At 28.3% G+C, this 15013-nt stretch carries 10 protein-coding genes and 1 pseudogene; all 11 read left to right on the plus strand.

What is annotated here, in order from left to right; translation table 11 throughout:
- The first annotated feature begins 166 nt into the window (after positions 1 to 166).
- The 11 genes and pseudogenes from BEN51_RS02585 (at position 167) to BEN51_RS02635 (ending at position 14817) form a co-directional block, all read left to right on the plus strand.
- Positions 167 to 1561, plus strand: coding sequence for a glycoside hydrolase family 1 protein (locus tag BEN51_RS02585; protein WP_418219551.1), 1395 nt, complete (start codon positions 167 to 169; stop codon positions 1559 to 1561).
- Between the two features lie 98 nt (positions 1562 to 1659).
- A complete protein-coding gene (locus tag BEN51_RS02590; RefSeq protein ID WP_119864540.1) occupies positions 1660 to 2370 on the plus strand; it encodes a GntR family transcriptional regulator in 711 nt (236 codons plus the stop codon).
- A gap of 85 nt (positions 2371 to 2455) precedes the next feature.
- Positions 2456 to 3451, plus strand: a complete 996-nt coding sequence (locus BEN51_RS02595; protein WP_119864541.1) for an aldo/keto reductase — start codon at positions 2456 to 2458, stop codon at positions 3449 to 3451.
- Positions 3452 to 3491: 40 nt separating this feature from the next.
- A complete protein-coding gene (locus BEN51_RS02600; protein ID WP_119864542.1) occupies positions 3492 to 4394 on the plus strand; it encodes an ROK family protein in 903 nt (300 codons plus the stop codon).
- A 61-nt stretch (positions 4395 to 4455) separates the two neighbouring features.
- Complete coding sequence (locus BEN51_RS02605; RefSeq protein ID WP_119864543.1) at positions 4456 to 5256, plus strand: HAD family hydrolase; 801 nt, start codon at positions 4456 to 4458, stop codon at positions 5254 to 5256.
- Between the two features lie 41 nt (positions 5257 to 5297).
- Entirely contained in the window at positions 5298 to 6215 is a 918-nt protein-coding gene (locus BEN51_RS02610) for a Gfo/Idh/MocA family protein (protein ID WP_119864544.1), read from the plus strand.
- Between the two features lie 152 nt (positions 6216 to 6367).
- Positions 6368 to 6946, plus strand: coding sequence for an AAA family ATPase (locus BEN51_RS02615; RefSeq protein ID WP_119864545.1), 579 nt, complete (start codon positions 6368 to 6370; stop codon positions 6944 to 6946).
- A gap of 403 nt (positions 6947 to 7349) precedes the next feature.
- Positions 7350 to 7916 (plus strand): annotated as a pseudogene (locus BEN51_RS02620) (histidine phosphatase family protein); the annotation flags it as partial.
- A 124-nt stretch (positions 7917 to 8040) separates the two neighbouring features.
- A complete protein-coding gene (locus BEN51_RS02625) occupies positions 8041 to 10176 on the plus strand; it encodes an MBL fold metallo-hydrolase (RefSeq protein WP_119864546.1) in 2136 nt (711 codons plus the stop codon).
- 213 nt (positions 10177 to 10389) lie between these two features.
- Positions 10390 to 12426 (plus strand): hypothetical protein, encoded by a 2037-nt coding sequence (locus tag BEN51_RS02630; protein ID WP_119864547.1) that lies wholly within the window; start codon positions 10390 to 10392, stop codon positions 12424 to 12426.
- Between the two features lie 75 nt (positions 12427 to 12501).
- Positions 12502 to 14817, plus strand: a complete 2316-nt coding sequence (locus BEN51_RS02635; RefSeq protein WP_164704078.1) for an O-antigen ligase family protein — start codon at positions 12502 to 12504, stop codon at positions 14815 to 14817.
- Positions 14818 to 15013: the final 196 nt, after the last annotated feature.

The following is a 15013-nucleotide window of genomic DNA, read 5'->3' on the forward strand; positions in this document are numbered from 1 at the left end:
TTTTTTAATATTAAGTATAAGTATATATCTATTTTATTATAAAAATATACATTTATCAATTATTGAAAATAAAAATATATTATTTTTATTTAAAAGTATATACAAATATTAAATTGCTATATATAATATAAATAGAACAAAATATATTTCTGGAAGGATGGTAGTAATGCGTCAATATTTATTTCCAAAAAATTTCTGGTGGGGAGCTGCAACATCAGGACCACAGTCAGAGGGAGATTTTAATAAATCTCATAAAAATATCTTTGATTATTGGTATGAAATTGAGCCTGAGGCTTTCTTTGATAGAGTAGGTCCAAAGGTAACATCTAATTTTTACAATAGTTATAAAGAAGATTTAGCTATGCTTAAGGAAATAGGACTAAATAGTTTTAGAACATCAATTCAATGGACAAGGTTTATTAAGGACTTAGAAAGTGGAGAGCCCGATGAAGATGGAGTAAGATTTTATAATAATGTAATAGATGAAATTATTAAAAATGGAATGCTTCCAGTAATGAACTTACATCATTTTGATCTGCCAATAGAATTATATGAAAAATATGGAGGATGGGAATCAAAGCATGTTGTAGACTTATTTGTTAAGTTTGCAGAAACAGCATTCAAATTATTTTCAGATAGAGTTAAACATTGGGTTACTTTTAATGAGCCTATTGTTATTGTCGAGGCAGGATACTTATATCAATTCCATTATCCTAAAATAGTGGATGGAAAAAAAGCTGTACAGGTTTTATATAATTTAAATCTTGCTTCTGCAAAGGTTATAAAAAAGTTTAGGGAAATGGAATGTGATAAAAAGGGTGGAAAAATAGGAATAATATTAAACTTAACTCCAAGCTATCCAAGAAGTAATAATGAGGAAGATCTTAAGGCAGCAGAAATTGCAGATGCAATGTTTAATAGATCCTTTTTAGACCCATCAATTAAAGGAGAGTTCCCCAAAATATTAACAGATATATTAGAAAAGGATAAGGTTATTTGGGAAGCTTCTGAAGAAGAGCTGTCAATAATTAAAAATAATACTATAGATTTTCTTGGAGTAAACTATTATCAGCCAAGAAGAATTAAGGCTAAGGAATCAGAATTTGATGAAAGCAAGGGATGGCTTCCGGAGAAATATTTTGATTTTTATGATATGCCAGGCAAGAGAATGAATCCATACAGGGGATGGGAGATATATCCTGAAGGAATTTATGATATAGCTATAAATATAAAGAATAACTACAACAATATTCCATGGTTTGTATCAGAAAACGGAATGGGGGTTGAAGGAGAAGAGAAATATAAAAATAAAGATGGTATAATTGAAGACGATTATAGAATAGATTTTATTAAGGAACATTTACAAAATCTTCATAGAGGAATAAAGGAAGGTTCTAATTGCTTTGGTTATCATTTATGGACACCAATTGACTGCTGGTCCTGGACAAATGCATATAAGAATAGATATGGGTATATATCTTTAGATTTAAGAACTTTAAAGAAAACTATTAAGAAGTCAGGAAGATGGATTAAAAAGGTGTCAGAAGATAATGGATTTTAATCGCTAAGTGTTTGTGTTTAGATAGGATTTTTGCTATTATTTAAATATAGATAATAGCAAAAATCATTTTGTAATATATATAAAAGGAAGATAGGGCTATGACAAAATATAATGAAATAGCAAATTATATAAAAAATAAAATAATTAGCGGAGAATACAAGGCAAACGATAAACTTCCCTTTGAAAAAGAAATGTGTGAAAAGTTTAATGCCAGCAAAATGACTGTAAAAAAGGCTTTAGATTTATTAGTTCTAGAGGGATTAATTGTTAAAAGAAGAGGTTCTGGAACCTTTGTAAAGGATATATCAGAAGAACAAATAGAAGATTTAACAATAAAAAATCAATTCACAGGTTTAACTGCCAGTAATGAGGGGCATAAAGTGGAAAGTTTAATATTAGATTTTAAGATAATTTCTGCTGATGAAATAATTGCTCAAAACCTAAAGATTGAAAAGGAAGATTTTGTTTATCTTATACATAGAGTTAGATATATCGATGAAGAGCCTACAGTAATAGAAAAAACCTATATGCCTTTATATCTTTTTCCAAACATAAAAAAATCAGATGTAGAAGGTTCAATTTATAGTTATATAGAAGATAAAATGGAGTATAAAATACAAAGTTCTCATTCAACAGTAAGGGCAAGGAAAAGTGAACAATTAGATAGGGAATATTTAAAATTAAAAATAGATGAACCTATTATAGAAGTTGAAAGAATAGGATATTTAGATAATGGAAAAGTCTTTGAATATTCTTTCTCAAGACATAGATACGATAAGTTTGAATTTAAGGCTATAATTGTTAGATAATTGTAGCCTTAAAGCTTAATTTTCCTGTAAAGCTTTACTGGGAGCTTGTATAAATTTTACTTATAAACTATGGGGGTATTTAGAGATGTATAAAGCAGAAGAAAACAGATATGATAAAATGAAATATTTAAAGAGTGGAAAAAGCGGGCTGTATCTTTCTAGAGTTTCTTTAGGATTATGGCATAACTTTGGTTCAGTAGATCCAATTGAAAATCAAAAAAAGATAATATTTGAAGCCTTCGACAATGGAATAACTCATTTTGATTTAGCTAATAACTATGGTCCAGTTCCTGGCTCAGCAGAGGAAAACTTTGGGAGAATATTAAATAGTGATTTAAAGCAATATAGGGATGAATTAGTGATATCTACTAAGGCTGGCTATGACATGTGGAAGGGACCTTATGGTAATTATGGCTCAAGAAAATATTTAATAGCAAGCTTAGACCAAAGCTTAAAAAGAATGGACCTTGAATATGTAGATATTTTCTATCATCATAGGCCAGATCCAGATACACCTCTTGAAGAAACAATGGGGGCCTTATCTGATATAGTAAGACAAGGAAAGGCTTTATATGTCGGACTTTCAAATTATTATGATGCTGAATATTTAAGAAAGGCTTTAAGAATTTTAAAGGAAAATAAAACTCCATGTTTGATTCATCAAGTAAGATACAGCATGTTTGATAGAAGGATTGAAGTAGAACTTAATAAGCTTCATGAAGAAGAGGGAGTGGGTTCAATAGCCTTTTCACCTTTAGCTCAGGGTATTTTAACTGATAAATATTTAAATGGTATTCCTGAAGATTCAAGGGCTAAAAAAGTCTCAAGTAGATTTTTAAATGAGAAGGATATAACAGATGAAAAGCTTGAAAAGGTTAGGGCCTTAAATAAGATAGCAGAAGAAAGAAATCAAAGCCTAGCTCAAATGGCCTTAGCTTGGGTTTTAAGGGAGGACAAGGTAACTAGCGTATTAATAGGGGCAAGTAAGCCTGAACAAATTATAGATAATGTAAAAATAGTAGAAAATCTATCCTTTAGTAAGGAAGAATTAGAAAGAATAGAAGAAATTTTAAAAGATTAAGTTAATTAATGTTTTAATTAATTATATAGGGGGATAATTTATGAAAAAGTATTTAGTGTTTGACATAGGAGGAAGTAGTGTAAAACACGCTATTATAACAGAAAAGGGAGAATTTATAGAGAAGGGAAGTTATAAGTCAGAAAGACATAACTTCGATATATTTATTAATAAGATGCTTGAAGTTTCCAGAAAGGCAAAGGAAGAGCATAATATATCAGGTGTAGCTGTAAGTGCTCCAGGCAGTGTTGACAGCGAAGAAGGAACAATAGGAGGTTCCAGTGCCCTTCCATGTATTCATGGTCCTAACTTTAAGAAGATTTTTAAGGAAGAATTAGGTCTAACTTTAGAAATTGAAAATGACGCAAATTCTGCTGCCTTAGGAGAAGTATGGCTTGGAGGAGCTAAAGATAACAAAGATGTAGCCTTTGTTGTTTGTGGGACAGGCATTGGAGGTGCTATAATAAAGGATAGAAAAATTCATAAGGGAACCCATATGCATGGGGGAGAATTTGGTTATATGATATTAGAAAGTATAAAAACAGAAGAAGGAGTGGAATTTAAAACCTGGAGTGATATAGGTTCAACTGGAGGACTACTTAGAACTGTTGCAAAAAGAAAGGGACTTTCCTCAGAAGAACTAGATGGCAAAAAAATATTTGAATTAGCTGAGCAGGGAGATGAAATCTGCAAAGAAGAAATAAACAATTTTTATTTTAATGTAGCAAAGGGCTTATTTAATATACAATATATATATGATCCAGAAAAAATCCTAATTGGAGGAGCAATAAGTTCAAGGGAAGATTTTATTGATAAAATAAATGAAAATATGGACTTACTTATGAAGACTATGACTCATGCAAAGGTAAGACCAGTCATAGAAAAATGCCAATATGGCAATGATGCAAATCTTCTAGGAGCTTTATTCCACTATCTGCAAAGATAAAAAGGGTCAGTCCCCATTCCAAATAATGTAATGGGGACTGACCCCATTTAAGGAGGTCAAGATGAGTAAAAAAGGAATAGTATTTTTTGATGTAGATGGAACATTAATAGATTGGACAAAGGGAATATCAAAACCAACAGAAAGTACAAAAAGATCTATAAAGAAGTTAAAGGAAAATGGATATATAACAATGTTAGCAACAGGAAGACCTAAAAATGGCATTAATAAGGATCTAGCAGCTTTGAATTTTGATGGATATATAGGCTCAAATGGGGCATATATAGAAATGAACAATAAAGTTTTATTAGATGAAGCTTTGGATAATAAACTTTTAAAAGAAATATTGGAATTTCTAGAAGATAATAAAATTACATATATGCTAGAAGGACAAAATATTAATTATGTTGCAGATTTAAAGGATAGAAAGCTGTTAGATTTTATAGAAGGAGCATCTTTAGGAATAGAAAATTTTACTGAAGAATGGAATAGAGAGACTGTTAAGGCAGTAAAAATAATTGTATTAGGAGAATCAGAAAAGGAATATAAATTAGCAGCAGAAAGATTTAAAGGATCCAACCTTGCTCTTATGGGGAATGCAGCCTTTGGGGCTTTTGAAATATTTGATTCGAAATATTCAAAGGGTTATGGAATAAGCAGGTTATTAGAAATTCTTGATATAGACAGGGAAAGGACTTATGCCTTTGGAGATGGAGAAAATGATGTGGAAATGTTCCAAGTAGTTAAGCATGGAATAGCCATGGGAGGATACCATAAGAAGTTAGAGCAGTATGCTTATGATTTTACAGAAGATGTTAAGAATGAAGGAATAACTAAAGGCCTTGAAAAATTAGGACTTATTTAGTAGCTAGTTTATATTTAATTTGCTAGAAGGAGATGAAGGAAATGAAAATAGCAATTATAGGTATTGGTGACATTGCAAAGAAGGCTTATCTGCCTGTATTAAGTTTTAGAGAAGAGGTAGAGCTTATCCTTTGCACAAGAAATAAGAAGGTTTTAGATGAGATGAAATCCTTATATAGAATAGATAAGGCCTATTCTAGTGTTGATGATTTAATAAATTCAGAAGAAAAAATTGATGGGGCAATAGTATCAACAACTACAACTGCCCATTATGAAACAGCAGTAAAATTAATTAAAAATAAGATTAATGTTTACATAGATAAGCCAATAAGCATGAACTTAAATGAAACAGAAGAGATAGTATCTTTAGCAAGAGAAAATAACATTATAGCAATGGTTGGCTTTAATAGAAGATTCTGCCCAATGGTAAAATCCCTTAAAGAAAAAGGAAAGGCAGATATCGTGATAATGCAGAAAAATAGGGGAGACGAGCCAGATATAACAAGAAGATATATTGTGGAAGATTTTATTCACGTTGTGGATACTCTAAGATTTTTAGCTGATGGTGAAATAAAAGGTATAGATATTTCTTATAAAAAGAATGGAGATATGCTAGAAAATGTAGTTTTAACCCTTAAAACAGAATATACAACTGCAATAGGAATAATGAATAGAAGGGCTGGAGTTACTGAAGAAAATATAGAATACATGACTAATGAAGGTAAATATATAGTTGAAAATTTACAGGATAGAATCTTTGAAATAAATGATAGTGGAAAGAAAGCAAGTACCTTTGGATGGTGGGAAACTACCTTATATAAGAGAGGCTTTAACGATATGCTATCAGAATTTATTAATGCAATTAAAGAAAATAGGCAGCCTAATCCTTCTTTAGAAGATTCCTTAGAAAGTCATAAAATATGTGAGAAAGTGGTTGAAGAGATATTGAATAATAAATAAGGCTTCTTGGAATTGAGAATTAATAGACATTGAATTTTATGTCGATTTTTGATATAATTAATATCTGTTTTTAAATATAATATTAAAATTAATATAATTAGAAATTAAAATAATGAAAAAATAATATTGTTATAACTTTTGGAGGTTGCGTAATGCCAAAAAGAATTGCCATTTTAGGTGGACCAAGATGTGGGAAAACTACATTAATACAACAACTTTATGTTGATATGAAAATTAGAGATTTAAATGTAGGAGTAGCTACAGAGTATAGTACAGAATACCTAAGAGATAAGGGTATGATTGAAAATATATCTGAACAATACGGAATATATTTAGGACAGCTTCATTTAGAGGAAAGTTTAAATGAATTCGATTATGCTTTAACTGACTATGCTACATTTGTACCATATATTTATGCTAGATTTATGCTTGGAGATAAAAAAAGAACAAAGAAGGAAATAGAAATATTAAAGGATCTTTATGTACTAGCCCTAAGAGACTTACCAAAATATGATCATATCTTCTTTGTACCAAGAGAATTTGGCTATTCAAAAGATGGTGTAAGATGGCAAGATGAAGAAGCGGCAGAAGCTGTGGATAAGGCAATATTAAGCTTTTTAGATGCAGAAAATATTAAATATGAAATAATTACAGGTTCAACTAAAGAAAGAGCAGAAAAAATATTAAATATAATAGCTTTATCAGATGTAAATTTAGATATGGCAAACTAGAAAACTTCTCCTAATGGAGAAGTTTTTTACTTAATCAATATAGCAGAATATTAACTTTTTTGTATGGACAAGCCCTCACTGTTTCTTATTATATAATAAATGCGTAAATAGCCTAATATATTTTAATATTCTTAATTATTTTATATAATTAAGAAGGAATTAGTAACCATTAACTCCACACTACTAACTCCACACTGTTTACACTCCACACTACTAACTCCAAACTCCTAATTGCTAACTGAGTTTCACTCCTAACTCAGCACTACTAACTACTAACTCCTAACTGTTTCACACTCCACACTACTAACTAATTAAAGGGGGAATTGAAATGACGAGGTTATTTTTAACAAGGCATGGAGAAACTGAATGGAATGAAAAGGGAATGATGTAAGGCTGGGGGAATTCACCTTTAACTGAACTTGGAATAAAGCAGGGAGAATGGTTAAGGGATAGAATAAAAGATTTGCCTATAGATATTATTTATTCCAGTCCAATAGGAAGAGCCTATGAAACAGCAAAAATAGTAAGGGGAAATAGAGATATAAATATAATTCTTGATGATGGATTAAAAGAAATTAATATGGGGAAACTGGAAGGACTAAATCAAGAAGAAATTGAAAAAATAGATAAGGAAAATTACTTTAATTTTTGGAATGTGCCATCAAAATATATTCCAACAGAAGGTGGAGAAAGCTTTTACGAAGTAATGGAGAGGTCTTATAATGCCATAAGTGCTATAGTAGAAAAAGAAAAGGGAAGAAATATACTTGTAGTAACCCATACCATAACCTTAAAGGCTTATCTTTGCAAACTAGAGAACAGGGATATAGACACATTATGGGACCCTCCTTTTATAAAGCAGACAAGCTTAACAGAAATAAATTTTACAGAAGAGGGCTATACAATACCACTTATGGCTTGCATGAAACATCATAAATATTCAAGAAAAGAATTTAATGAATTTAAATAATTATTAAATTTTTCAAAAAATGGATAATTATTGACATCATGGCAATAATTAATAGTATAATAATAATTGATATGACAATTATTAACTAAATATTAATTATAATATATAGAATTCAGGTGGAAAAATGAATAAAAGTATTAAAGGATTAGTTAATCTAGGACTCATAAGTTTACTTTTTATCAACTTAAAAGTAGTAGATATACCCGCAAATGAACAAGATGAACAAGCTGCTGTTAATTCAAATATTACGGAAAAGATGACTCAAACTGGTTGGAATTATATTGATGGTAACTGGTATTATATCGACTCATCAGGAAAGCTTGCAACGGGATGGAAGTATTGGAATAAAGCTTGGTACTATTTGAATGCAGATGGAAAAATGGCAACTGGGTGGATTGAGGAGAATGGTAATCGCTATTATTTAAACAGTAGCGGAATAATGGTGACAGACTGGAACTATATAGATAACAATTGGTATTATTTTGATCCATCAGGAACAATGGCTAAAGGCTGGAGATATTGGAATAAAGCATGGTATTACATGTATCCAGATGGAAAGATGGCAACTGGATGGATTGAGGAGAATGGCAATCGCTATTATTTAAGCAGTAGCGGAGCAATGGTGACAGGATGGAAATATATGGACAACAATTGGTATTATTTTGATCCATCAGGAACTATGGCTAAAGGCTGGAGATATTGGAGTAAAAACTGGTACTATATGCATCCTGATGGAAGAATGGCAATTGGTTTTATAAACGATGGAAATGCAGACTATTATATAAATTCTAGTGGAATAATGCTAACAGGCTGGGTATATTTAAATAATAGTTGGTATTATTTTGAACCATCAGGAATGATGGCAAAGGGCTGGAGGTATTGGAATAAAAACTGGTATTATATGCATTCAGATGGAAGAATGGCAACTGGTTTTGTAAATGATGGTAATGCAGATTATTATTTAGAGCCAAGCGGGGTAATGGTAACAGGCTGGAGATATATGAATAATAGTTGGTATTATTTTGAACCATCAGGAATGATGGCAAAGGGTTGGAGATATTGGAATAAAAACTGGTATCTTATGGATAATGAAGGAAAAATGCTATCTGGATGGAATAAGGTAGATGGTAAATGGTATTATTTAGAACCAAATGGAATAATGGCAACAGGTTGGAGATATTTTAATGGAGAATGGTACTATCTAGAATCAAATGGAATTAGAGCAACTAATAAATGGCTAACTATTAATGGTGTTAAATACTGGTTTAATGGACAAGGAATTATGGCAGATAAAGAAGCAATAATATCTGGAGAGAGTTATAACTTTGATAGTAACGGAAGATATCTTGGTAAATTAAAAAATAAGCCATATTTATTTGTTGAAGTATTAAAAACAGGGGATTCAGATTCTATATATATTGAACTTCCAACTGGAGAAGATATCTTAATAGATGGAGGAGAAGTTTGGCACGGTGATTATCTTGTAAATTATTTAAAGACAAGAAATTTAGCTGAAGAAGATGGTGTTGAGGATATAGATTATGTAATAAATACTCATCCTCATTCAGATCATATTGCTGGTTTTATTAAAGTATTTGAAAACTTTAAAGTCAATAAGTTCTATTATCCATATGATATAGAGATGAAGAGATATGAAGGATTTGAAGGGGCAGAAAGTATCGAGAATCAAGGATATAATATTAATTGTATGAATTACTGTTATCAGTTCTACGAAAAAGTATTAAATCTTGCTGAAGAAAAGCAAGTTGAAATTTATGATACAACACCAAACACTTATATTGATCCATATAATATTTTAAAATTTGTTCATCCAGACAAAATATATAAACAAAATTATTTGGATAAAGCTCCAGAGGATATAATAGGAACAGATTATTGTTCTTTTAATAATGATTCAGCAGTTATATTTGTTGACTATTATGATTTTGAAATGCTTATTACTGGTGATATTCATAAGGAAGCTGAAAGAGATATTATAAATTTTGGATTAATCCCAGGTACTAAGGTAGATGTATTGAAAGTTGCTCATCATGGATATAATACATCTAGTTCTGAAGAATTTATTAATGCAATAAGACCTTCTATTGGAGTAGTAACAAGGTCAAAGGTAATGCATAACTCTCCTTCAGTTAAAGAAGCAAATGATATACTTGCTAAATATAATGTAGACTTATTAGAAACTTGGAGAGAAAATATAAAAATTTATGCTAACGATAGGGATTGGAATGTAGAATATTAAAGTTAAGGAAAATAAAATAAGAAATAGAAATATTATTAGATAAAGGAGAATACTAAAATTTCTCCTTTATTTTTTTATTTTAAATTACGAATTATGACAGAAAATGCACATATAATGGGAATAATATAAAATTACTGAGTATTATCTTGAAAAATGTCATTAATGTATATTATAATATTAAATGGCAAAATTTTCTTAAGATGGAAGGGTAAAATGAAAAAATTTAAACGACTAATTACTAGTTTACTAGCATATTTAATGGTAATGTCATTAATACCTGGAAATGTGTTAGAAACAGTAGTAAATGCAGCAGAGAATAAATATAATCCTCTTTTTAAGAGTGATTACTATTTAAGGGGAAAACAGCAATATGGAGATAAGTTATTAATTGCTTATAAAGAAGTTGAAAGCAGTAAATATTTTATTTCTATAGTTGAAAATGGAAAAGAAACTGTATTAAAGGAAGTTTCTGATGTAAATTATGTGAATATATCTAAGCAAAATGATAGTACTGCAATTATTAAATATAAAAAATATGTTAATGATAATTTAGTAGAAGAGTATGAAAAATACGATCTAGATAAAAATTCATTTGCAGAAGCAACTGAAAATGATTGGTTTGAACCAGTAGATTATAATTATGACTTAGAGCCTAAATCAATATATGAAGAGGTTGAAGTTAAAGAGTTAATAGATAAAGTTCTTAAAGCCAATAATGTAGATATTTCTATAGAAAATATGGAAAATCTATATCCTGGAAATTATTTTAAAACTTACAGAGATGATACAAATGAAGTTTATGCTAAGATGACAAGATTTCCTAAAAAAGGGAATATAATTGAATTTGAAATTCGTTATGGTGAAATAGGAGCTAGTTATAATGTGCTAAAAGGGGTTATAGGTAAGGATTTTGTATATACTGCTAAAGATTACTATAACAATTTTGCATATGATAAAGCTAATAATACAGTTACAATATTTGAACAAATAGAAGAAAATTTTGAAAGTGGAATTTACACTTTTAAGCTTACAGAATTAAAAAATGGTAAAGTAATTAATGAAGCTACTATGGAAAGAGCTGGTAACTTTATATATGAAACATTTAAAAATGGTGATAAATTATATATTAGTTCTGTAATGACATTAGAAATTTACCATTTATCTAATAGAATATATAAACTTGAAAATAACATCAAATTCCCGTCTTATACACAACTTATTAATGAATTTGATGATTCTTATTGGTTTATAGAAAGTAAAGATGGTAAAAATTATTTGAAAAAAATTAAAGATAATATTATAACTAATGTGATAGAAATTCAAGAAGATTTACATGATTCAAGTGCAAATACAATATTTGTTTATAATGAAAACAACATATTAATAGAGCGACATCATGATTTCATGATATTACAAAGAGAAAATGGTAGTATCCCATCCCAACCAGAGCTACCAAATAATCAAGAAGAACCAACTAAACCAGAAGAGGGAAATAAGCCAGGCAATGGTGAAAATAAAAATGGCTCTGATATAATAGTAAAACCATCAACTGACAAAGTTATTGCAGAAGTATTAAAGCTTAACCCAAATGGAAAAAATGATATAAATATAAAAAATGAAAATGCTGCTAAAAGCGTTGAGCTTATAGTTAAAGATATTGAAGCATTAAAAAATGGTACAAGTTCCTTAAATATATCTATAAATGATAATATTAAAATGAATTTACCATTATCAATAATAGATAAAAGTCTTTTAGAGGGAGCGAAAGATGTTACAATTAAGTTAGATGTTCTTGAAGCTTCTGATATTCTAAAAGATATTAAGGGAGTTAACAAAGTATTTGATTTCAATTTAATAATCAATAAGGAAGATGGAAGCATATTTGTTCATAACTTTAAAGAGGGAGAAGTTGAAATAAGCATTAGTCTTTCAGATAAAGATTTAGAAGGATTAAATAGAAATAACATATTAGTTTATTATTATAATGAAGAAACTAATAGTTTTGAAGCTATGGAAACAGTAGTTTCTGGAAATAAAATTACTTTCAAAACATCACATTTCTCTAAATATGTTATAGCTGAAAAGATTGATAAAAATGGTGAAAAATCAACTTCTGTAGATGGAAATTCAGATAAAGAACAATTACCTTATACAGGTTCAATAATTTCAAGCACAACAATGTTAATCATAGCAATGGGAATGGTTGTTAGTGGTAGAGTTATGTGCTTGAAAAAGAGAAGAAATGCTTAATTTAAATTAAGAATACTATAATCCATGCAATTAGTTAAATCTATTGCATGGATTTTTAAAATGAGGAGACAGTTTATGTTTGAAATAATAATAGGAATATTACCATTTATAATACCATCGTCTGTTTTGAAAGAAAATTTTGCTTCCTTATTATTATTCTTATTAGGAAGTATTTATATTATAAAAAATAAAAATAAAGTTAAAGAAAATAAATATTTTTATACCTTATTTATAATGTGGATTTTAATAATTATATGTCAAATAATTATTTCTCCTTATATTGAAAGTATTTCTGGAAGTTTTTTATATATGAATATGGGAATATATTATCTAGTTTATGGCAGCGTTTTAAGGTATGAAAATAAAGATGAAATATTAAAATATATACTAATTTCGATTGCTGCATTAAGTATATTTTATATTATTTATCATGGCTTATATCAAGGAATTAGAATTTTTGGAAATATTGGCTATGCAAATAGTTATGCTGTATTACATTTAGTAGGTCTTTATTTAAATAGAATTAGATTGAAAGATAAATCTACAGATATAATAGAAATAATTTTATTTATTGGATTATTATTTACAGGTTCTAGAACAACTATCATATTATCATTAATATATATAGTTTATAAATTATATATAGATAAAAAGGAAAAGAATATTAAATTAATATATTCCTTAGAGCCAAATGCTTTGGCAATATTCATTTATATTACTTTAGAAAAACTTAGATTAGTATCTATTTTTATACTTCCAATAATATTAATTTTTTACATATTAATAAAAAATTTAAAGTACCGTGATAAAATTTACTATATTTTAGGAGCATTAGGCTTAATAGCAGTTATTTTAAGCAATAGCAAAACTATTAATAGAATAAAAGAAATTTCAATAGCTGATGGAGCATTTCAAGAAAGATTTGTTTATTATGGGGATTCGATAAGAAGTATACTAAAATCACCAATCGGTAATGGAATAAATATGTTTCAGTATAAGCTTTTTGAAAATGCGACAGCCTTTTATGATGTTAAATATATTCATAATTCATATTTACAAGTTGTCTATGATACTGGGGTAATATGCTTTATTATTTTCATTATAGTAATTACTGTGGGTTTCATAAAAATTATCAAAAGTAAAAATGTTAATAAAAATTATTTAATACTTGCATATCTGACTATATTAATACATTCATTAGTAGATTTTGATTTATCTTTTAGTACATTTCCTATAATTCTAGTTATGCTACTTGTATTAAGCAGTATAGATCAATCTAAAAATAATAAGACAAAAATAAAAAATAAAGATAATGAAAAGCAAGTTTTTGCAATAAGTAAATATTTTTATATAGTAATATCTATTATTTCTATTTATTTAATGATTTTTGAAGGAACTATAGTATTAGGTAACTATTTAATAGATAATAATGCAGAGTTAGCAGATAGAATTTATAGTTTTTCAAATAATATTTCATTTAAAAGAGACTATAGAGGCTATTTTAATAGGGCTCAAGCAAAGAAAGATATATATGATAAAAATAAAGATAATAAATATTTACAAGAAGCTATTTCTTTATTAGAAACCAGTAAAAATATAAATCCTTATGATCCAATGGTTAAATGGAATCTTTCATATTTATATGAAATTATAGGGGATAAGGATAAAGCTTTAAAATATGGAGAAGAAGTTTTAGAAGGAGAAAAATTTTATCCAGGAGCATATATTAAGCAGCATGATTATTTAATTAAGCTTTATTCAGAAACTGCTGATAAAAAATATGAAGAGAAAATAAAGGCCTTGGAAGATTATTATTATGAAAATTATAATAATCTTAATAAAAGGGCTAAATATATGAATAATCAGCTTCAAGAAAATTATGATGATATTAGAAATAAAAACTTAGATTACAATATTTTATTAGAGGGGAAATACGAAAAAGAAGTAGTTTACTATAAAGAAGAAGATATCAAGGATAATGAGATAGATAAAATAGATAGTGGAGTTGCTTCCATGGCAATAATTTTATCAAGTATGAAAGAAGAAAATATAAGCCCTATTGAATTGGCTGATTATTATGATAGTTCTGTTGAGTTTTTCCAAAACATAGTAAAACAAGACAAATATAAGCTTCAAGTAGAAAAGCTTGAGGCAAATGAAATAACTAAAGTTAAGAGGCTATTAAGTGATGGAAAACATATGGCAGTTGTTTTAATAAAATCTGGGGAATTAGCATCCGAGGATAATTATATAGTTTTATATGGAATAGAAACTAAAAATGGAGTAAATTATTTTCTTGCTTTAGATCCTAATAAAGATAATATTATAAAAGTTAAAGCAAGTTTGTTTTTAGAGCAAGCTTTAGGATATTGGGTATATAGCGAAGAGTAATAATATGAATTTTAAGATTTTGGCTGTCTTCTTTAAGGCAGCCTTTTTATAATTTAATAAAAAATGTTATTGAATAATTGATAATTGCAAATTGTAAATTGAAATAATCTGGTTTATAATGAATAATTGGAGAAATAATAGAGATATATAATTAATAAATTACTACATATGATTTTAACGATTTAATAGATAAATA

Origin of the sequence: Clostridium isatidis, from assembly GCF_002285495.1 — a bacterium.
Classification (GTDB): Bacteria; Bacillota; Clostridia; order Clostridiales; family Clostridiaceae; genus Clostridium; species Clostridium isatidis.